This window comes from Agrococcus sp. GCM10030265, assembly GCF_042666675.1.
Lineage (GTDB): Bacteria > Actinomycetota > Actinomycetes > Actinomycetales > Microbacteriaceae > Agrococcus.
On sequence record NZ_JBHTCZ010000002.1, the window covers coordinates 1,305,141 to 1,324,217 of the forward strand.

At 72.9% G+C, this 19,077-nt stretch carries 19 protein-coding genes and 1 pseudogene; 7 read left to right on the forward strand and 13 right to left on the reverse strand.

All coding sequences use genetic code 11. The features are described from left to right. Positions 1–31 precede the first annotated feature (31 nt). Positions 32–598 (reverse strand): hypothetical protein, encoded by a 567-nt coding sequence (locus ACFQPP_RS10625; RefSeq protein ID WP_376916559.1) that lies wholly within the window; start codon positions 596–598, stop codon positions 32–34. Between the two features lie 39 nt (positions 599–637). Beyond that, positions 638–1,783, reverse strand: a complete 1,146-nt coding sequence (locus ACFQPP_RS10630; RefSeq protein ID WP_376916560.1) for a zinc-dependent alcohol dehydrogenase — start codon at positions 1,781–1,783, stop codon at positions 638–640. Between the two features lie 264 nt (positions 1,784–2,047). Here ACFQPP_RS10630 and ACFQPP_RS10635 point away from each other — a divergent pair, with 264 nt between their 5' ends. Genes ACFQPP_RS10635 through ACFQPP_RS10650 form a run of 4 tightly spaced genes read left to right on the forward strand, consistent with a single transcriptional unit; the run spans position 2,048 to position 5,923 of the window. After that, a complete protein-coding gene (locus ACFQPP_RS10635) occupies positions 2,048–3,175 on the forward strand; it encodes an ABC transporter substrate-binding protein (protein ID WP_376916561.1) in 1,128 nt (375 codons plus the stop codon). Further along, a complete protein-coding gene (locus ACFQPP_RS10640; RefSeq protein WP_376916562.1) occupies positions 3,154–4,038 on the forward strand; it encodes an ABC transporter permease in 885 nt (294 codons plus the stop codon). The genes ACFQPP_RS10635 and ACFQPP_RS10640 overlap by 22 nt, the downstream gene beginning before the upstream one ends. After that, positions 4,035–4,877 carry an ABC transporter permease subunit gene (locus ACFQPP_RS10645; RefSeq protein ID WP_376916563.1) on the forward strand — a complete coding sequence of 281 codons (843 nt, stop codon included), beginning with the start codon at positions 4,035–4,037 and terminating at the stop codon, positions 4,875–4,877. The genes ACFQPP_RS10640 and ACFQPP_RS10645 overlap by 4 nt, the downstream gene beginning before the upstream one ends. After that, positions 4,874–5,923 carry an ABC transporter ATP-binding protein gene (locus tag ACFQPP_RS10650; protein WP_376916564.1) on the forward strand — a complete coding sequence of 350 codons (1,050 nt, stop codon included), beginning with the start codon at positions 4,874–4,876 and terminating at the stop codon, positions 5,921–5,923. Before ACFQPP_RS10645 ends, ACFQPP_RS10650 begins: the two co-directional genes overlap by 4 nt. Positions 5,924–6,053: 130 nt before the next feature. Here ACFQPP_RS10650 and ACFQPP_RS10655 read toward each other — a convergent pair. From ACFQPP_RS10655 to ACFQPP_RS10700, 10 genes and pseudogenes are all read right to left on the reverse strand, one after another. Continuing rightward, positions 6,054–6,209: pseudogene (locus tag ACFQPP_RS10655) on the reverse strand (RtcB family protein); the annotation flags it as partial. 111 nt (positions 6,210–6,320) lie between these two features. Beyond that, positions 6,321–7,769: a cryptochrome/photolyase family protein gene (locus tag ACFQPP_RS10660; protein ID WP_376916565.1), complete on the reverse strand. Its 1,449-nt coding sequence runs from the start codon at positions 7,767–7,769 to the stop codon at positions 6,321–6,323. A gap of 115 nt (positions 7,770–7,884) precedes the next feature. Next, complete coding sequence (locus ACFQPP_RS10665) at positions 7,885–9,135, reverse strand: kynureninase (protein WP_376916566.1); 1,251 nt, start codon at positions 9,133–9,135, stop codon at positions 7,885–7,887. A gap of 102 nt (positions 9,136–9,237) precedes the next feature. Beyond that, positions 9,238–9,849, reverse strand: a complete 612-nt coding sequence (locus ACFQPP_RS10670; RefSeq protein WP_376916567.1) for a DUF1684 domain-containing protein — start codon at positions 9,847–9,849, stop codon at positions 9,238–9,240. A gap of 103 nt (positions 9,850–9,952) precedes the next feature. Further along, entirely contained in the window at positions 9,953–10,342 is a 390-nt protein-coding gene (gene rplL / locus ACFQPP_RS10675; protein WP_376916568.1) for a 50S ribosomal protein L7/L12, read from the reverse strand. Between the two features lie 27 nt (positions 10,343–10,369). Beyond that, entirely contained in the window at positions 10,370–10,888 is a 519-nt protein-coding gene (rplJ, locus tag ACFQPP_RS10680) for a 50S ribosomal protein L10 (protein ID WP_376916569.1), read from the reverse strand. 243 nt (positions 10,889–11,131) lie between these two features. Then, positions 11,132–12,757 carry an LPXTG cell wall anchor domain-containing protein gene (locus ACFQPP_RS10685; protein WP_376916570.1) on the reverse strand — a complete coding sequence of 542 codons (1,626 nt, stop codon included), beginning with the start codon at positions 12,755–12,757 and terminating at the stop codon, positions 11,132–11,134. A 122-nt stretch (positions 12,758–12,879) separates the two neighbouring features. Beyond that, entirely contained in the window at positions 12,880–14,385 is a 1,506-nt protein-coding gene (locus tag ACFQPP_RS10690; protein ID WP_376916571.1) for a sensor histidine kinase, read from the reverse strand. 10 nt (positions 14,386–14,395) lie between these two features. Beyond that, a complete protein-coding gene (locus ACFQPP_RS10695) occupies positions 14,396–15,139 on the reverse strand; it encodes a response regulator transcription factor (protein WP_144720706.1) in 744 nt (247 codons plus the stop codon). Positions 15,140–15,244: 105 nt separating this feature from the next. Continuing rightward, a complete protein-coding gene (locus ACFQPP_RS10700; protein ID WP_376916572.1) occupies positions 15,245–15,895 on the reverse strand; it encodes a TetR/AcrR family transcriptional regulator in 651 nt (216 codons plus the stop codon). Positions 15,896–16,040: 145 nt separating this feature from the next. Here ACFQPP_RS10700 and ACFQPP_RS10705 point away from each other — a divergent pair, with 145 nt between their 5' ends. From ACFQPP_RS10705 to ACFQPP_RS10715, 3 genes are read left to right on the forward strand one after another with little or no spacing between them, the layout of a single operon-like run. Beyond that, the gene (locus tag ACFQPP_RS10705; protein ID WP_376916573.1) at positions 16,041–16,922 is read left to right on the forward strand and encodes an NAD(P)-dependent alcohol dehydrogenase; all 882 of its coding nucleotides are present in this window, start codon (positions 16,041–16,043) and stop codon (positions 16,920–16,922) included. 47 nt (positions 16,923–16,969) lie between these two features. After that, a complete protein-coding gene (locus ACFQPP_RS10710; protein WP_376916574.1) occupies positions 16,970–17,584 on the forward strand; it encodes a YqaJ viral recombinase family protein in 615 nt (204 codons plus the stop codon). Positions 17,585–17,598: 14 nt separating this feature from the next. Continuing rightward, positions 17,599–18,339, forward strand: coding sequence for an alpha/beta fold hydrolase (locus ACFQPP_RS10715; RefSeq protein WP_376916575.1), 741 nt, complete (start codon positions 17,599–17,601; stop codon positions 18,337–18,339). A gap of 7 nt (positions 18,340–18,346) precedes the next feature. On the opposite strand, the gene ACFQPP_RS10720 is transcribed toward ACFQPP_RS10715, so the two are convergent. Then, complete coding sequence (locus ACFQPP_RS10720) at positions 18,347–19,051, reverse strand: DUF998 domain-containing protein (protein ID WP_376916576.1); 705 nt, start codon at positions 19,049–19,051, stop codon at positions 18,347–18,349. Between the last annotated feature and the right edge of the window lie 26 nt (positions 19,052–19,077).

Below are 19,077 nucleotides of genomic sequence, written 5' to 3' on the forward strand. Positions count from 1 at the left end.
CGGGTGGCGTCGTGCTGCCGCCCGCGCGGGGTCAGCGGTGCCGGGCGATGGCGCGAGCGACGCCCACGACGCCGAGGGCTCCGAGCACCCACGGGCCGGCGACGAGCAGCGGATCGATCCAGGCGTGCTTGCCGTCGACGCGCCCCGACTGCGTGCGCGAGCGGATGGGATGCATCCGCGGCTCGCCGAGCACGCCCGTCTGGGTGATGGGCTGGTCGGGACGCAGCGTCGCGAGCGACCGCACGCGCGAGCCGAGGGTCTCGACGCGATCGCCCACGACGAGCAGCATCCAGTGGGCCGTCTGCCCCTCGCTGTAGCGCTCGTACGCGAACCGTCGGATGGCTCCCGAGACGCCGGAGAGCGGCTGCGCCGTGCCGAACACGGGCGTGACCCGCAGATGCTCGACGGAGCGCTCGCGGCCCTCCTCCCCCGCCTGCTGCTCCGGCAGCCGCCATCGCGCACCCGTGCGGATCCCGGGCTGCTCGCGCGGGACGGCGGGTCGGTCGGCAGGGTCGAGGTCGGCGCCCCAGCCGGGGATGCGGGCGCGCAGCTCGTCGGCGTCGGGCACGGCGCCCGGCTTGTCAGCGGTGTACGGCATGGGGCTCTCCTGCGAGATCGGGTCGACGGAGCGCGGGCATCAGCCCGACACCTGCACGACGGTCTTGATGCTGCCGTCGAGCTTCGCCGAGAACATGTGGTATCCCTCGGCGATGTCGTCGAGCGGGATGCGGTGGGTGATCATGGCGCTCGGGTCGATGTGCCCGGCGCGGATGTGCTCGAACAGCCTCGGCCACTGGCGCTTCACCGGCGCCTGGTTGGTGCGCAGCGTCAGCCCCTTGTTGACGGCGTCGCCGAGCTTCACGGCGCTGAACAGGGGCCCGTATGCGCCCATGATCGAGACGGTGCCGCCCTTGCGCACCGCGTCGATCGCCCAGTTGAGCGCGACGGGCGAGCCGCCCTGCAGCTTGAGCTTGGCGGAGGTGACGTGCTGCAGCACGTGCCCGTCGGCCTCCGCGCCGACCGCGTCGATCACGACGTCGGCGCCGAGCCCGTCGGTGGCGCGCTTCAGGTGGAGCACGATGTCGTCGACGTGCCCGAAGTTCACGGTCTCGGCGTACGCGAACGTCCTCGCCTTCTCGAGGCGGTGCTCGAGGTGGTCGACGACGATGACGCGTCCGGCACCCATGAGCCAGCAGGAGCGGGCGGCGGCGAGCCCGACGGGCCCGGCTCCGAAGACCACCGCGGTGTCGCCCTCGACGATGTCGGCGAGCTGCGCGCCGAAGTAGCCGGTCGAGAACGCGTCGGTGAGCATGAGCGCGTTCTCGTCGGAGATGCCCTCGGGGATGACCGAGGGGCCGACGTCGGCGAAGGGCACGCGCACGAGCTCGGCCTGCCCGCCGTCGTAGCCGCCCGCGGTGTGCGAGTAGCCGTAGATGCCGCCGACGGCCGTCGCGTTCGCGTTGACGTTGTGGCAGTTCGAGAACAGGCCGCGAGCGCAGAAGAAGCACGACCCGCAGTAGATGTTGAACGGCACCATGACGCGCTGCCCCACCTGCAGGCTCTGCACCGACGACCCGACCTGCTCGACGGTGCCGATGAACTCGTGGCCGAACGTGTGCCCGATGCGGGTGTCCGGCAGCATGCCGTGGAACAGGTGCAGATCCGAGCCGCAGATCGCCGCGAGGTCGACGCGCACGATGGCGTCGCCGGGATGCTCGATCCTCGGATCCGGCTTCTCCTCGACGCGGACCGTGTACGGCCCCCGATAGGTCATGGCCTTCATGCGCGTCCTCCTCCGCCCGAGCCCCGATCGCTCGAGGCTCCTGCGTCCACGCTCCCGACTCCGCTGTCGTCGCGAAGCCCCGTGGCGGTCGCGGTCGGCGAGGGCTACGCTCGCACCCCCCATCCGACGGGCTCGCGCCCGTGCGCGGCGGCGATCCGCAAGGTGAGGGTCGCTCACCGTCCACGGTCCGTTCACGGACGAGACACCGCTCGCTGCCACGGTTCCCGAGGCGCCCCGCGGGGCGCCCGAGCATCAAGGAGCACCATGCGTCTCAAGCACCTCGCGGCCCCCGCCGCGTTCACCATCGCGGCCCTCGCGCTCGCGGGCTGCTCGTCGTCGGCCGAGGCCGACGCCGAGGTCCCCGACGTCGACGCCTCCACCGCCACGAGCGCCGAGGACTTCGGCGGCCTCGAGGGCCTCGTCGCGGCCGCCGAGGCCGAGGGCACCCTGAACGTCATCGCCCTCCCCGAGGACTGGGCGAACTACGGCGCCATCATGGACGCCTTCGAGGAGACCTACGACATCGAGATCGTCTCGGCGAACCCCGAGGCCTCGAGCGCCGAGGAGATCACGGCCGCCGAGGATCTCGCGGGCCAGGACACCGCCCCCGACGTCTTCGACCTCGGCGCCGCCGTCGCGCTCGCCAACGAGGACATGTTCGCGCCGTACCAGGTCGAGACCTGGGACTCGATCCCCGAGGAGAACCGGCACCCCGAGGGCCTGTGGGTCAACGACTACACGGGCATCATGTCGGTCGCCTACGACGCCGACGCGGTGCCCGCGCCCGAGTCGTGGGAGGACCTCCTCGGCCCCGACTACTCGGGCTCGGTCGCGCTGAACGGCGACCCGACGCAGGCCGGCGCCGCCCTCGCGGGCGTGCAGCTCGCCGCGCTGCAGTCGGGCGGCTCGCCCGACGACATGCAGCCGGGCATCGACTTCTTCGCCGAGCTGAGCGCCGCCGGCAACTTCCTGCCCCTCAACGCCACGAACGCGACCGTCGCCTCCGGCGAGACGCCCGTCGTCATCAACTGGTCCTACATCGAGGCGGCGAACCAGGTCGCGCTCGAGGGTCAGCGCGACTGGCAGATCTGGATCCCCGAGGGCCAGGCCCTCGGCTCGTACTACAACCAGGCCATCAACGCCGACGCGCCGCACCCGGCCGCTGCGCGCCTGTGGCAGGAGTTCCTCTTCTCCGACGAGGCGCAGAACATCTGGCTCGAGGCCGGCGCCTTCCCGGTGCGCCTGCAGTCGATGATCGACGACGGCACCGTCGACCAGGACGCGCTCGAGGCCGTCGGCACCCCGCCGGCCGAGCTCGTGCAGCTGACCTCCGAGCAGGCGGAGGCCGCCTCGGCGCTCGTCGCCGAGCAGTGGGCGACCGTCATCCAGTAGGCACGGGTCGCGGTGCCGGGCACACGCTCGGCACCGCGCTCGGCCTCGCTCCCTTCGCGCTCCTCGTCCTCGGCTTCCTCGCCGTCCCGACCGCGATCGCCGTCGCGTCGGCGTTCGTCGGCGAGGACGGCCTCACCCTCGACGCCATCGCGGCGATCGGCTCGCCGTCGGTGCTGGCGTCGCTGTGGGCGTCGATCTGGATCTCGGCGCTCACCGCCGTCATCGGCGCCGTCGTCGGCGCGCTCGTGTGCCTCGCCCTGCTGGGCATGCCGCCCACGCATCTGCTGCGCCGCATCGTCGATGCCGCGTCGGGCACGCTCGCGCAGTTCGGCGGCGTGATGCTGGCGTTCGCGTTCATCGCGACCATCGGCATCCAGGGCCTCGTCACCGTGTGGATGCGCGACGCGCTCGGCATCGACATCTACGAGGGCGGCGTCTGGCTCTACCAGGTGCCCGGCCTCATCCTCCCCTACCTGTACTTCCAGATCCCGCTCATGGTCATCACCTTCATGCCCGCCGTCGACGGCCTGCGCACGCAGTGGGCGGAGGCGAACGCCTCGCTCGGCGGCACGCGCGCCGCCTACTGGCTCCACGTCGGAGGCCCCGTGCTCGCCCCCGCCTTCCTCGGCAGCCTCGTGCTGCTGTTCGCGAACTCGTTCTCGTCGTTCGCGACGGCCGCCGCGCTCATCAGCCAGGGCGGCCAGATCGTGACGCTGCAGATCCGCGGCGCGCTCGTCTCCGAGACCGTGCTCGGCCAGGAGGGGCTCGCAGGCGCGCTGGCGCTCGCGATGATCGTCATCATGACGGTGCTCATGTGGGGCTACTCGCTGCTGCAGCGCCGCACCGAGCGGTGGCAGCGATGAGCCGCCGCGCATCCGACGTCGCGCCGGCGCCGTGGGCGCGCTGGGCGATCCTCGGCCTCGTGGGCGCGCTGTTCGCCGTCCCGCTCGTCGCGATGGTCGACTTCACGATCCGCACGCGCGACGGCGTCACGTTCGATCGGTGGATCGCGCTCGGCGAGGGCCTCGCCTCCGGCTCGCGCACGTACCGGATGCTCGGCGAGGGCATCGGGGCGTCGCTCGGCCTCTCCGTCGTCACGGCGGCGCTCGTCGTCGCGATCCTCGTGCCGACCATGGTGCTCGTGCGCCTCCGCGCACCCCGGCTGCAGCGGTGGCTCGAGCTCGTCACGATCCTGCCGATCTCGATCCCCGCGATCGTGCTCGTCGTCGGGCTCGCACCCGTCTACTCGGGCATCGCCCGCGTCGTCGGCTCGTCGGCGTGGCCGTTGGCGCTCGCCTACGCCGTCGTCGCGCTGCCGTTCGCCTACCGGGCCATCCAGGCCGAGCTGCGGCTCGTCGACGTCGGCACGCTCACCGAGGCCGGGCGGTCGCTCGGCGCGGGGTTCGGGCGCACGCTCGTCGAGATCGTCGTGCCCAACATCCGCCGCGGCATCCTCACCGCGTGCATCCTCACCGTCGCGATCGTGCTCGGGGAGTACACGATCGCGGCGCTCCTCAACCGCATCGTCCTGCAGACGGCGCTCGTGCAGATCCAGCAGGCGGATGCGTACGCATCGGTCATCGTGTCGCTCGTCGCCCTCGCGTTCGCGTTCGTGCTGCTGCTCGTCATCGCGATCGCCGGCGGCGGGCAGCCGCGCACGAGACCGCAGACGACGAAGAAGAAGATCGGACGACGCGCATGACCGTCACCGCACCGCACGCCGCCACGACGATCGAGCTCGACGGGGTCGTGAAGCGCTACGGCACCCACACGGCGCTCGACGGCGTCGACCTCACGCTCGCGCCCGGCGAGCTCGTCGCCCTCCTCGGCCCCTCCGGCTGCGGCAAGACGACGGCCCTGCGCTGCCTCGCAGGCCTCGAGGACATCGAGGAGGGCGCGATCCTCATGGATGGCGTCGACGTCTCGCCGACGCCGATCGAGCGGCGCGACATCGGCATCGTGTTCCAGGCGTACTCGCTCTTCCCGCACATGACGGCGGCGCAGAACGTCGGCTACGGCCTGCGGATGCGCAAGATCGCGCGGGCGGAGCGCGAGGCGCGCGTCGCCGAGGGGCTCGCGCTCGTCGGGCTCGGCGAGCTGGGCGACCGCTTCGCGCACGAGCTCTCGGGCGGGCAGCAGCAGCGCGTGGCGCTCGCGCGCGCGATCGTGACGCGGCCGCGGCTGCTGCTGCTCGACGAGCCGCTGTCGGCCCTCGACGCGAAGGTGCGCGTGAGCCTGCGTGACGAGATCCGACGCATCCAGCAGGAGCTCGGCATCACGACGGTGTTCGTGACGCACGACCAGGAGGAGGCCCTCGCGGTCGCCGACCGCGTCGCCGTGATGCGCGCGGGCCGCATCGAGCAGATCGGCACGCCCGAGGAGCTCTACCGCACGCCCGCCAACGCGTTCGTGGCCGACTTCGTCGGGCTCTCGAACCGCGTCCCCGGCACGGTGGATGCGTCGGGCTTCGCCGTGCGCGGCGAGCGCCTGCCGGTGCTCGGCTCCCCTGCTGCGGGCGCCGGCGTCGCGCTCGTGCGCCCCGAGCACGTGCGGCTCGCCGCCGCGGGCATCGCGGCGACCGTCGTGACGAGCGCCTTCCTCGGGTCGATCCGGCGCACGACCGTCGACCTCGGCGACGGGACGATCGTCGCCGTGCAGCACGACGCCTCCGAGGTGCACGAGCCCGGCGACGCCGTGCACGTCGCCTTCACGGGCGCTCCCGTCGTCGTGGAGGCGGTCACCGCCTGACGAGCCGGCGAGATGTGCACGCTGGGCGCCCGGCAGACCGCGCACGGCCGCGCCGCCCCGCTCACGTGCGCATCTCACCGCCCGTCGACCCCGTCCGGCGAGGCCGGAGCCCCGCCGGATGGGCCGCGCGTCAGTCGCCCTTCACGTTCACGAGCTGTCGCAGCGTGTGCCGCACCCGCACGAGGTCCGCGGCGTCGGCCATGACCTGGTCGATGGGCTTGTACGCCTGCGGGATCTCGTCGATGAACGCGTCGGTGTCGCGGTACTCATCATCGACATGCGTTCGACCCGCTTCGTCGACGAGAGACGACGGATCTCACCTCATCCCCTCCCCGCACACGCGATTCCGGCCGCAGCCGCTCCGCGACCCCCACCCGCCATCGTGCGACGAACGTCGTCAGCCGCCGCGCTCCGCGCGCCGCTGCCGCATCTGCGCGAGCGGCCGCGAGAGGCGGTGGTTGCCGCGCAGCACGTCCTCGTGCCGCTCGAGGAACGCCCAGTACGCATCCGTGAACGCCGAGTCGCGCGCCGCGCGGTCGGAGCCCCACCACCTGCCCATGCGCTGCAGGTACGCACCGCCCGACACGTACGGCTTCGTGCCCACCATGCCGCCGTCGGCGAACTGGCTCATGCCCATGACGTTCGGCACCATGACCCACGGGTACGCGTCGACGAACAGCGACAGGAACCACCGGTTCACCGACCGCGGCGCGTAGCCCTGCAGCAGCATCCAGCTGCCGAGCACCATGAGCCGCTCGATGTGGTGCGCGTAGGCGAGGGCGTGCACGCGCTGCAGCACGACGCGCACGGGCTCGGGCAGCGTGAGCGGCACGTCCTCGAGCGTGTACCACCAGTCCTCGAGCTCGCGATCGAGCTCGAGCGCGTTCGCGTGCTCGAGCTCGGGATGCGCGCGGTACATGCCGCGCATGTGCTCCCGCCAGCCGACGATCTGCCTGAGGAAGCCCTCGAGCGACGCGAGCGGCACGTCGCCGCCCCGCTCGAGCACGGCATCCACCACCTCCTGCGGATGCAGGAGCCCGACGTTGAGCATGGGCGTCAGGACCGAGTGGAAGAGCACGGGCTCGTCGCGCTGCATCGCATCCTCGTAGCGACCGAACGACGGCAGCCGCTCGTCGACGAACCGCTGCAGCCAGCGCAGCGCGCTGCGTCGCGTCACGGGAAGCCACAGGTCGCGCGCGTCGCCCGGGTGGCTCGCGAAGCGCGAGCGCACCTCGTCGATCGTCGCGCGCGTCAGCTCGTCGTGCCGCGGCTCGGGCAGCGGCGGGATCTCGATCCCGCCCCTCGGCAGCGGCTCGCGATTGTCGTGGTCGTAGTTCCACTGGCCGCCGACGGGCGTCTCGCCGTGCATGAGCACGTCGAGGCGCTGCCGCTGCCAGCGGTAGAAGTCCTCCATGCGCGCGTGCTCGTGCTCCGCATACCAGCGGTCGAGCTCGGCCTCGGGCGTGAGGAACATGGCGTCGGCGACCGTGCGGTGCGCGATGCCGATCCGCTCGCACGTCGCGCGGATGCGGTCGTCGGTGCCACGATCGGCGGCGCGCATCCACGCGAGCTCGGTAATGCCGTGGCGCTCGACGAGCGTCGCGAGCCCCTCGGAGAACGACAGGCCGTCGTCGAGCCCGATCGTCTCCACGCGCACCCCTCGTGCGCGCAGGTCGCGCACGTGATGACGCATCGCCGAGAGCAGGAACGCGATCTTCACCTGGTGGTACGGCAGCCGCTCGAACAGCGCCGCCGACTCGACGACGAGCACGACGTCGGTGCCCGGGTCGTCGACGACCGGATGGCGCGGCAGCAGGTGCGTGCCGAGCACGAGCGCGGCCCTCATCGGTCGACCTCGAGCCCACGCATCCGCATGCCCCGATCCTCGCAGCGCCCGCCGCTCCACGTCCCAGGCTTGCGCCGCGCGCGCCCGGCCGCTCCGCCTGCCGACGGGCGGCGGCTCACGTCACGCGGCCGCGCTCGGTCGGGTACCCCAGGTGCGTGCCCGACGCCACGATCGCGCGCAGCCGGTCGAGCCCCGTCCACACGTCCTCGAAGGACGTCGTGAGCGCCGCGAGCCCGATGCGCAGGCGGTCGGGGGTGCGGAAGTCGGGGATGACGCCCGCGTCGATCCACGCCTGGCACGCCTGCCACGCCTCCGGATGCTCGAGCACGACGTGCGCGCCGCGCAGCGCTGCGTCGCGCGGGCTCGCGACGCGGAAGCCGAGCGGCGCGAGCCACGCGTCGGCGAGCGCGATCGCCCAGTCGCCGAGCGCCGCCCCCTTCTCGCGCAGCGCGGGCACGCCGGCGGCCTCGATCGTGCGCACGCCCTCGCGCACGGCTGCGATGCCGCGCACGTCGGGCGTGCCCGCCGCGATGCGGTCGATGCCGGCCACGGGGTCGTAGTCGGGCGCCATCGCGAACTGGTCGGCCTGCGAGAACCAGCCCTGGATGGGCGAGCGCAGGCTCGGCAGCAGGTCGGCGCGTACGTACGAGAAGGCGGGGGCGCCGGGGCCGGCGTTCAGGTACTTGTAGGTGCAGCCCACGGCGAGGTCGGCGCCGGAGGCCGCGAGCGGCTCCTCGACGGCACCCGCCGAGTGGCACAGGTCCCACAGCGTCAGCGCACCGGCGTCGTGCACGAGCGTCGTGAGCCCCGCGAGGTCGAGCAGGGCGCCCGAGCGGTAGTGGACGTGGCTGAGGCAAGCGAGCGCGACGGTCTCGTCGAGGTGCGGCGCGAGGTGCTCGGCGCGCACGCCGTCGTCGATCGGGGCGTGGATGCGCGTGAGCTCGAGGCCGTGGTCGCGCGCGACGCCGTCGAGCACGTACAGGTCGGTCGGGAACGCATCGGCCTCGACGAGGATGCGCGTGCGGCCCGGCCGCGCGCGCACGGCCGCGACGGCGAGGCGGTAGAGGCTCACGGTCGTCGAGTCGCCCACGTGCACCTGCCCGGGCTCGACGCCCAGCACGACGCGGCCGAGCAGGTCGGCCGTCGCGCGCGCGTCCTCGAGCCATCGGGGCCACGAGCGGATGAGCCCGCTCCCCCACTGCCGCTCGACGACGTCGGCGACGGCGGCGAGCGTCGTGCGCGGGAGGCGCCCCAGGGAGTTGCCGTCGAGGTAGATCGCGTCGTCGGCCTGCACGAACGCGTCGCGATGCGCCGCGAGCGGATCGGCGGCGTCGAGGGCGCGGGCGTGCTCGAGCGTGAGGTCCATGGGTCGATCCTGCCCTGGTGCGTCGGTGACATGTGCACGCGAGCGGTCAGACGCGGCCGGATGCGACGTGCCGCGCCGCGCAGCGGCACATGCCGCCGCGGTCTACGCGCGTCGCAGCGGGTGCAGCTCGCCGACCGGGATGGGCGCGTCGAGCCGGTTGCCGACGGGCGGCAGCGGGCACGCCCACGACGGGTCGTAGGCGCACGAGGGCGCGTACGCGAAGTTCAGGTCGACGACCATCGTGCCGCCGTCCATCCCGAGGTCGGCGCCCTTCACGGTGTCGATGAGGTAGCGCCCGCCGCCGTACGTGCCGCCGTCGCGGCCGGCGAGCGCATCGCGCACGGGCACGAACAGGCCTCCGCCGTACGAGCGCAGCCGCCACACGTCGAGGCTGCCGACGCCCGGGATCGTCACGGTCGCCCAGCGCTCGAACGGCACGACGCCGTCGGTGCCGGTCTGCACGTCCCACCGCTCGCCGTCCGACGGCTCGATCGCGCACTCGAAGCGCCATGCCGGGTCGTACGGCGCCACGTCGGCGCCGACGATCGACGCCCGTTCCTCCTCGGACACGGGAGACGCCGGATGCGTGCGCAGCAGCGCGTCGCGCTCGCGCCGCCAGAGGTCATGGCCGTCCTGCGGGGTCGCGGCCGCGCGCACCTGCGCGTAGATCGCGAACACGCGGCGGCGCCAGTCGACGACGTCGGTGGGCTGCATCCGTCGAGCGTACGCGCCATTCGCCGCCGCGCACGACCCGCGTGCGCATGCACGAAGCCCCGCACCGTCGAGACGGTGCGGGGCTTCGCGAGGAACGGGGTGACTACTTGAGGGTCACCGTCGCGCCGGCCTCCTCGAGGTCGGCCTTGGCCTTCTCGGCGTCCTCCTTCTTCGCGCCCTCGAGCACGTTGGCGGGAGCACCGTCGACGAGCGCCTTGGCCTCGCCGAGGCCGAGCGACGTGAGCGAGCGCACGACCTTGATGACCTGGATCTTCGCCGAACCGGCCGACTCGAGGACGACGTCGAACTCGTCCTTCTCCTCCTCGGCGGGGGCGTCGCCGGCACCACCGGCAGCGGGGGCTGCGGCGACGGCCATGGGGGCGGCTGCGGTGACCTCGAAGGTCTCCTCGAACGCCTTGACGAACTCGCTCAGCTCGATGAGCGTGAGGCCCTTGAACTGCTCGAGCAGCTCCTCGGTGGACAGCTTTGCCATCTCTTCTCCTGTGATTCAGCCACAGCCCTACTCGGCTGCGGACTCCTGCTTGGCCCGGAGCGCGTCGACGGTGCGAACCGCCTGCGCGAGGGGCGCCTGGAACATGTACGCCGCACCGAACAGCGAGGCCTTGAAGGCACCGGCCAGCTTCGCCAGCAGCACCTCCCGCGACTCGAGCTCGGCGAGCTTGGTGACGTCCTCAGCGGTGAGCGGGCTACCGTCGAAGTAGCCGTTCTTCACCACGAGCTGAGGGTTCGCCTTGGCGAAGTCACGCAGCGACTTCGCGACGGCGACGGGGTCGCCGTGCACGAAGGCGATCGCCGACGGCCCCTGGAGGCTGTCGTCGAACGCCGAGATGCCAGCCCTGTTGGCGGCGATCTTCGTGAGCGTGTTCTTCACCACGGCGTAGGTTGCGTGCTCGGCGATCGATCGACGCAGCGTCTTCAGCTGCGCGACCGTGAGCCCGCGATACTCGGTGAGCAGGACGGCAGTCGAGCCCTCGAACAGAGTCGAGAGCTCGGCGACCGCAGTCTCCTTGTTCGCCATGGTGCTCCTTGATCGGATGCTGGTCCGCAGGAGGAGACGAGAAGAGCTCCGGCGCATCGCGCACGGAGCTCGGCCCATTGCTGGGATTCACACCTGCGCGGGCCGGGATCCTCTCGGATCCACCTTCGCCGACGAGCACTCGCGCGCACGCCGATGACCAGCGGTCTTGGGTATGGCCCCATCGTAGACGCAGCGAGCCGGCCCCCGCAACTCGGGGACCGGCTCGCTGGCTGCGACCTGGTGTCAGCGCGTGATGCGTGCGCCGCGGCGAGCGGCGACGGCGCCGACCGCGACGAGCAGCATGGCCGCGAGCGCCACGAGGATGCCGGGCTCGCCACCCGTCTGCGGCAGCGTGCCGCCCGCGCCGGCGACCGGCGGGGCCGCGGGCGTGGTGGGCGCCGGGGCGACGACCGGTGCGTACGTGACGGTGTTGTCGACCGACGTCGACGCCGTGTTGCCGACGAGGTCCTGGTTCACGACGGCCCCCGCGGGGATGGACACGGTGATGGTGCCCGCCTGCGCGGCGTCGAGGACCGTCACGCGGTAGGCCATGTTGGGCGCGTCGCCCGCGACCGCCTCGACCGACACGGTCGTCGACCCCGCCGTGCCGCCGAGCACGACGTCGGACGCCTGCAGCTCGTCGATCGGCTCGCTGAAGCGCACGTCGAACGCGACCGGCAGCGTCGAGGTCGGGTCGCCCTGCTCAGGCGCCTGCTCGACGGTCACGCTCGGGCCCGCGGGTGCGAAGGCGACGGACGCCGTGTTCGACGCGGCGTTCGGGATCTCGAAGCGTCCGCCCTCGCCGAGGTCGAAGACGATCGCGGCGGCGAACGCCGGCACCGTCAGGTCCACGCTGCCCGCGTTCGCGAAGCCGCTGACGGTGGCGCGGTACTCGGCGCCCTCGCCCGTCAGCTCGACGAACGACGGGAGTGCGGTGCCACCGAGCTGCAGGTCTGCGGCCTCGAGTCCCTCGACCGCGTCGTCGAACACGATGTCGAAGACGGCGGGGCCCGTGCTCGTGGACGCCTCGAGCGGGGTCACGGTGACGCCGGGGCCCACGAAGGCGACGACCTCGTCGGTGCCCAGCGTCTCGTTGCCCGCGGCATCCACCGCAGCGCCGGCGCCGACGCGCACGACGAAGGCACCGTAGCCCTCGACGCCGTCGAGCTCGACGACGTAGTCGGCTCCCGACCCGGTCACGACGACCTGGGGCGCGACCTCGAACCGCCCGTCGACGTCGACGTCGTCGGCCTCGAAGCCGGTCACGGGCTCGGAGAACGTGACGGCGAGACGGATGGGCTCACCGGGGGTCGTGACCTCGGGCTGGCCGGCAGCGAGCGCGATGGACGCTGCGGGGACGACGCCCGAGATCGTCGTCGAGTAGCTGAAGACGTTGTCGCTCGGAGCGGTCGCCGAGTACTGCGTCGTCACGAGCGTGTAGGCGACGCCCGCGGTCAGGAGCCGGTCGATCTGCGGCAGGAGCGTGCCGCTGCCGTCGTCGTCGACGTCGACGCAGTTCACCGTCGGCGCCGCGGGGTCGAACGCACCCTCGTAGAGCACGAAGAAGCCGTCGCCGCCGGGGACGGGCGCGCCGCCAGCGGGCGTGAACGTCGACGAGGTCATCTCGATGCGATAGCCGCCGGTCTCAGGCACCGTGAACGGCTGCGCGTCGTAGAACTGCGGGCCGCGGGTGCCGAGCGAATCGCACGCCTCGGGGCGCTGGAAGGTCGAGTCGCCGGTCGCGAGCGTGCCGCTGAAGGTCTGCGTGGAATCGGCCTGGGCGACGGATGCGCCGAGCCCGACCACCCCCGCGCTGGCGAGGAGCGTGACGAGGCCGGCGGAGAGCGCACGGCGAAGGGGACGGGGCATGGCATCGCCTCAGGATCGGAGATCGCGCGCGCAGGGATCGGCGGGCGCCGCCGACGAGGTCGGCCTACGAGGAGCATATGGCGACGCTGAGTGTCGAGCAACACTCAACTCGGACCTGAGGCTCAGGTCTTCTGAGGCGCCTGAGCCGTCTCGTCCAGCAGCGGCAGGCGCAAGGTGAAGACCGTCTCGCCCGGCTCGCTGCGCATCGTGATCGAGCCACCGTGCGCAGACATGATGGCGCGAACGATCGCGAGCCCGAGGCCACTCGACCCCGCCGCGCGCGACCGCGAGGCATCCCCGCGCACGAAGCGCTCGAAGATCGTCGCCTGCAGCTCCTCGGGCACGCCCGGCCCGTCGTCGGCGATCTCGAGCACGGCGTCGGCGCCGTCGACCGAGAGCCTCGCCTCGACGTGCGTGCCCGGGGGCGTGTGGATGCGCGCGTTCGCCAGCAGGTTGGCCACGACCTGCTGCAGGCGCATCAGGTCGCCGACGACCTCGACGGGCTCCTCGGGCAGCTCGAGCGCGATGGGATGCCCCGGCCCTGCGGCCTGCGCGTCGGCCACCGCGTCGATGACGAGCAGCGACAGGTCGACGGCGCCGCGGTCGACCTCGGTACCCTCGTCGAGCCGCGCGAGCAGCAGCAGGTCGTTCACGAGCGTCGCCATGCGCGTCGCCGCCGCCTCGATGCGACCGAGCGACTCGCGCGCCTCGTCCGACAGCGAGGCGTCGTGCTTGCGGGTGATCTCCGCGTAGCCCTGCACGGCGGCGAGCGGCGTGCGCAGCTCGTGCGAGGCGTCGGCCACGAACTGCCGCACCTTGCGCTCGGACGCTGCGCGGGCCTCGAGCGACGACTCGATGTGCTCGAGCATGCGGTTGACGCTCTCGGTCACGCGACCGACCTCGCTCGCGGGGTCGGAGACCCGCACGCGGTTCGACATGCGCACCTCGCCGGTGTCGAGCGGCAGCTGCGAGATGCGCTCGGTCGTGGCGATGACGCTCGTGAGGGGGCGCAGCGCACGTCGGATGAGCACGTCGCCGAGTGCCACGAGGGCCAGCGCGGCGACGAAGACCGACACGGCGATGACGAACGACAGCGCGAGCAGCGTCTGGTAGGTGCCACGCAGCGGAGACGCGACGAGCAGCATGCCGTTGGGCTGGTCGTACTGGTCGACGGTCGTGACCGCACACACCCGCACATCGCCCATGCCCTCGCGGAGCGAGGCGGTCTGGCACGTGTTCACGCTCGACGCGGCGACGAGGCGGTCGAGGTTGTCGTCGGAGACCGACTGGTTGCCCGAGTTGTAGAGCGTCGCAGCCTGCCGCACCTGTCCGTCGACGACGAGCGCGAACGTCGTGCCCTCGGCGATGCCGCCGTCGGGCGCCGGCTGCGTCTGCAGCTGCGTGCCGTTCAGCAGGCCCGCGACCGCGCGCATCGAGCCCTTGATCTCGTCGTCGAGCTGGCTCGTCAGCACGCCGCGCATCGCGATGACGCTCGCGAGGGCGATGCACGACGTGAGCAGCACGAATGCGGCGACGACCGCGACGAGCAGTCGTCGCCGCAGCGACCAGCGTGACGTGACGCGCGTGCGCGCCGGCGCGTCCGGCGACGACGCCGGCGCCGACGTCACGGCACGACCGTCACTGGGCCGCGCGCAGCTGGTAGCCGACGCCGCGCACCGTGTGGATCATCGGCTCGCCGAGCGTGTCGATCTTCTTGCGCAGGTACGAGATGTAGAGCTCGACGACGCTCGCGCGCCCGCCGAAGTCGTACGACCACACGCGGTCGAGGATCTGGGCCTTCGACAGCACGCGACGAGGGTTGCGCATGAGGTAGCGCAGCAGCTCGAACTCGGTGGCGGTGAGCTCGACGGGCGTGCCGCCGCGCTGCACCTCGTAGGAGTCCTCGTCCATCATGAGGTCGCCCACCCACAGCACGCTCGACTCCTCGGCCGTCGCGGCGGTGCGACGGATGAGGCCTCGCAGTCGTGCGACGACCTCTTCGAGGCCGAACGGCTTCGTCACGTAGTCGTCGCCGCCCGCCGTGAGGCCCGCGACGCGATCGTCGAGCGAGTCCTTCGCGGTGAGGAAGAGCACCGGCACGTCGAAGCCCGCGGAGCGCATGCGCTGCAGCACCGTGAGGCCGTCGAAGTCGGGGAGCATGATGTCGAGCACGACGGCGTCGGGCCGGAACTCGCGCACCGCCTGCAGCGCCTGCTGCCCGTTGGCGGCGGTCTTGATCTCCCACCCCTCGTACTTGAGGCCCATGGCGACGAGATCGGCGAGCGACTGCTCGTCGTCGACGACGAGGACGCGGATCGGGGATCCGTCGGGCCTCGTGAGGCGCGGCTGCGCCCGGAGCTGCTGCTGAGCGGTGTCCATCATGCTCTCCATCCAGCCAGAGCGGCCTATGCGGCGGACCAGACCCACGCTATGCCATTCCTATGCGCTTCGCATGCGCGACTCAGCGGGCGTCGACCGCGCGAGGGGTCACGCCCCGCGTGCGGCCTCCAGCCGATGCGCCAGGCCGTCGAGCACGAGCGAGAGGCCCCACTCGAACTGGTCTGCGTAGGCCGCGCGGTCCTCGATCCACGCCGCGGCGACGGCCGCGAGGCTCGGCATCGTGAAGGCGACCGCATCCATCGCCGCCATCGCCGTCGCCGCCTCCTCGTCGGCATCGAACGGCAGCGTGCGTTCGGTCATGACGAAGCCGTGCACGTAGGCGTCGACGACCGAGAACGCGCTCGCCGCGAGCCGCACGGGGAAGCCCTCGCGCAGCAGGCACGCGAGCACCGCCTCGTGATGCTCCAGCAGCACCGGCCCGGGCGAGCGCCGCGACTCGACGATCGCGAGCGCCCACGGATGCGCACGCAGCACCGCGCGCGACGAGCGCGCGTGGACCTCCACCCCCTCGCGCCACGCGTGCGCGTCGGTCGGGGCGTCCATGCGCTCGAAGATCCACTCGGCGAGGGCGTCGAGCAGCGCGTCCTTGCTCGCGACGTGGTGGTAGAGCGACATGGCCTCGACGCCGAGCTCGCGGCCGACGCTGCGCATGCTCACGGCGTGGAGCCCTCCGCGGTCGGCGACGGCGACGGCGGCCTCGACGACGCGCGCCGTCGTGAGCGGTCGCCTGCTCGTCATCGGATCCTCCTTGCGCGACTTACGCATGTAAGGCTACAGTCCGAGCATCGGGCTTACAGGTGTAAGGGAGCGTCGGATGCGCGCAGTCGTCGTCAAGCGATACGGAACGCCGGAGGTCGCGAGGGTCGTGCACCGACCAGACCCCGTGCCCGGGCGCCGGGAGGTGGTCGTGCGCGTGCACGCCGCCGCCGTGACGGCAGGCGACGCCCGGATCCGCGCCGCTCGCCTCCCACCGGGCTTCGCACTCCCGGGGCGACTCGCCCTCGGGCTGCGCGGGCCGCGCCGACCGGTGCTCGGCGGCACGCTCTCGGGTGTCGTCGAGGCGCTCGGGCCCGGCGCCGAGGGGCTCGCCGTCGGCGACGCGGTCGCGGGCATGAACGGCGTGCGCATGGGCGCGCACGCCGAGCTCGTGCGCGTGCGCGCCGACCGGCTCGTGCGCCTGCCCGAGGGCGTCGCGCACGTCGCAGCGGCAGGCGCCCTCTTCGGCGCCAGCACCGCGATGGGCCTCGTGCTCGGCCGCGCACGGCTCGCCGCCGGCGAGCGGCTGCTCGTCGTCGGCGCCTCCGGCGCCGTCGGCACCAGCACCGTGCAGCTCGCCCGCATCCACGGCGCGCACGTCACCGTGCTCGCGAGCGCCGCGAACCTCGAGCTCGCCCGCAGGCTCGGCGCCGACGAGGCGCACGACCGCCGCACGACGCCGCCCGAGAGCCTCGGGCGCTTCGACGTCGTGCTCGACGCCGCCGGCGCGCTCGATCGACGCCGCGGGCTCGCCCTGCTCGCCGACGGCGGGCGCCTCGTGCTCGCCGTCGCGACGCTCGGCGAGACGATCACGGCGCGCGGCCCCGTCGTCGCCGGTCCCGCCGCCGAGCGCCCCGAGTCGTTCGCGCGGGCGCTCGCGCTCGTCGCCGACGGATCCCTCGACCCCGTCGTGCACAGCGCCGGCGGCCTCGACGCCATCGTCGACGCGTACCGCGAGGTCGACGCGGGCACGAAGGTCGGCAACCTCGTCGTCGAGCCGCAGCGCTGAGGGCGTGTGCGTTCGGCGGCGTCGGCCGTCGGTGCCACGATGGATGCATGGACCATCCCGTGCTCGACCTCTTCGACGAGGTCGTCGCGCAGGAGGCCGCGCGGTCGTCGCACGTCGACCGCATCCTGTGCCGATCGAGCGACCGCATCGCGTGGCTGCGCGCCCGCGCGAAGGGCGTCACGGCGACCGACGTCGCCAGGATGACGACCGAGCGCTCGATCGCGGCCATCGTGCTCGAGAAGCAGGGCCGCGGCCCGTGGTTCAGCGGCAACGCCGCGACGCAGCACGGGCGCATCCGCGAGCCGCACATCGCGCGCTGGGTCGCCGATCACTTCTCCATCGCACCGTCGAACGCCCTCTTCCACGCCGAGGTCGACCGCAGGCACCTCGCGACGCCCGACGGCGTCGCCGACGACGGCCTCGTGCTCGCCGAGATCAAGACGACGATGAAGGACCTCACGCGCATCCCCAGGCCCTACCTGCGGCAGATCTGGTGGCAGCAGCACGTGCTGGGCGCCGAGCGCACCCTGTTCGTCTGGGAGCAGCACGACGAGTACGTGCCCGTCGGCCCGCCCCGCTACCAGTGGGTCGAGCGCGACGACGCCGAGATCGCCCGGCTCGTGGCGACCGCCGACCGGCTCTTCGAGCTGCTCGCCGCCTGAGCCGAGGCGCCCCGATGACGATCCTCGCGCTGCACGGCCTCGGCGGCGCGCGCGCGAATGCGCTCGCGTACCTGCCCGAGGGCCTGCGCAGCCACGTCGTCGCGCCCGACGTCCGCGCCCACGGGGCGAGCACGCTGCTCGGCACCGGCGACGACTTCGCGCTCGCGTCGCTCGCCGCCGAATGCGCGGATGCGCTCGCCGCCGAGCACGACGGCTCGCCCGTGACGATCGTCGGGGTCTCGATGGGTGCGGCCATCGGGCTGCGCATCGCGCTCGCCGGCCGCTTCCCCATCGACCGCGTCGCATTCCTGCGGCCGTCGTTCACGCACGAGGCCCTGCCCGCGAACCTCGCGGTCTTCCCCGTCGTCGCCGACCTGCTCGAGCGGCACGGGCAGCGCGGCGCGCTCGCCGCCCTGCGAGCCTCCGGCGTCTACGACGCGGTGCGCAGCGTCTCCCCCGCCGGTGCGACGGCGCTCGAGTCGCAGGTGACGCAGCCGCACGCATGGGAGCGCCGCGCGCGCCTGCTTGAGATCCCGCGCGACCGCGCCTACGCGCCGGGCGAGCTCGCGAACCTCGGTGCCCCGTCGGTCGTGCTCGCGAGCCCGCGCGACCCCGTGCATCCGCTGCACGTCGCCGAGGAGTGGGCGGCGGGGCTGCGCTGCCGCATGCTCGTCTCGCCCGCGCGCGACGACGGCGCGGCAGCCGTGACGGCCTGGTACCGCGAGCAGCTCGGCTCGTTCCTCACCGGGCTCTGACGCCGCGTCAGCCAGCCGCGTCGACGCGCTCGCGACGCCGCGCATCCGCCGAGGCGTCGGGACCGCGGACCGTCACCGTCGCGGGGCCCTGCACCAGGTGCACGATCGTCACGGTCACGAGCCATGCGACGCCGATCGCCGCGGCGACGTACTCGAGCGTCGAGCCGACGTCGGTGTTGCCGCGTGCGAGCGAGATGAGGCCACCCGTCGCGGCGAACCCTGCCACGAGCACGCCACCGACCGCCGAGATCCTGCGCAGCCAGCGATCGGTGGCCGTCGCGAGCTGCACCATGCCCCACGCGCCGGCCGCGAACCCCAGCACCGCCGCGGCGATGTGCACGGCGTCGCGCGGCGTCGAGCCGGGCGTGAAGGGCGCAGGGCACCCGTCGGTGCAGGTGACCTGCGATGCGACGAGGAACCAGGCAGCCGAGACGAGCAGCGAGATCGCCGGCCGCCAGCGATCGAGGACGCGCCCGCGCGAGCGCACGTCGCGCAGCACCCACGCGACGAGCGCGATGCCGACGACGACGAGCACGAACCCCCAGCGGAACCACTCCTCGCTGCGCATGTGCACGGCGCCGAGCTCGGAGATGTACAGGTAGCGCTCGTATCGCGCCCGCTGCGTGCCGATGATCACCGAGCCCGCGACGAGCGCGAGCACGGCGAGCGCGCCGACGACCCGATCGGACCTGGCTGCGAGCGCACGGTGCATCCAGCCAGGCTAGCGATCGCGGCCTC

Bases quoted from the DNA above. Each gene is read 5' to 3' on its own strand.
- ACFQPP_RS10625 (WP_376916559.1), bottom strand. From the start codon at position 598: ATGCCGTACACCGCTGACAAGCCGGGCGCCGTGCCCGACGCCGACGAG.
- ACFQPP_RS10630 (WP_376916560.1), bottom strand. From the start codon at position 1,783: ATGAAGGCCATGACCTATCGGGGGCCGTACACGGTCCGCGTCGAGGAG.
- ACFQPP_RS10635 (WP_376916561.1), top strand. From the start codon at position 2,048: ATGCGTCTCAAGCACCTCGCGGCCCCCGCCGCGTTCACCATCGCGGCC.
- ACFQPP_RS10645 (WP_376916563.1), top strand. From the start codon at position 4,035: ATGAGCCGCCGCGCATCCGACGTCGCGCCGGCGCCGTGGGCGCGCTGG.
- ACFQPP_RS10650 (WP_376916564.1), top strand. From the start codon at position 4,874: ATGACCGTCACCGCACCGCACGCCGCCACGACGATCGAGCTCGACGGG.
- ACFQPP_RS10660 (WP_376916565.1), bottom strand. From the start codon at position 7,769: ATGAGGGCCGCGCTCGTGCTCGGCACGCACCTGCTGCCGCGCCATCCG.
- ACFQPP_RS10665 (WP_376916566.1), bottom strand. From the start codon at position 9,135: ATGGACCTCACGCTCGAGCACGCCCGCGCCCTCGACGCCGCCGATCCG.
- ACFQPP_RS10670 (WP_376916567.1), bottom strand. From the start codon at position 9,849: ATGCAGCCCACCGACGTCGTCGACTGGCGCCGCCGCGTGTTCGCGATC.
- rplL (WP_376916568.1), bottom strand. From the start codon at position 10,342: ATGGCAAAGCTGTCCACCGAGGAGCTGCTCGAGCAGTTCAAGGGCCTC.
- rplJ (WP_376916569.1), bottom strand. From the start codon at position 10,888: ATGGCGAACAAGGAGACTGCGGTCGCCGAGCTCTCGACTCTGTTCGAG.
- ACFQPP_RS10685 (WP_376916570.1), bottom strand. From the start codon at position 12,757: ATGCCCCGTCCCCTTCGCCGTGCGCTCTCCGCCGGCCTCGTCACGCTC.
- ACFQPP_RS10695 (WP_144720706.1), bottom strand. From the start codon at position 15,139: ATGATGGACACCGCTCAGCAGCAGCTCCGGGCGCAGCCGCGCCTCACG.
- ACFQPP_RS10700 (WP_376916572.1), bottom strand. From the start codon at position 15,895: ATGACGAGCAGGCGACCGCTCACGACGGCGCGCGTCGTCGAGGCCGCC.
- ACFQPP_RS10710 (WP_376916574.1), top strand. From the start codon at position 16,970: ATGGACCATCCCGTGCTCGACCTCTTCGACGAGGTCGTCGCGCAGGAG.
- ACFQPP_RS10715 (WP_376916575.1), top strand. From the start codon at position 17,599: ATGACGATCCTCGCGCTGCACGGCCTCGGCGGCGCGCGCGCGAATGCG.
- ACFQPP_RS10720 (WP_376916576.1), bottom strand. From the start codon at position 19,051: ATGCACCGTGCGCTCGCAGCCAGGTCCGATCGGGTCGTCGGCGCGCTC.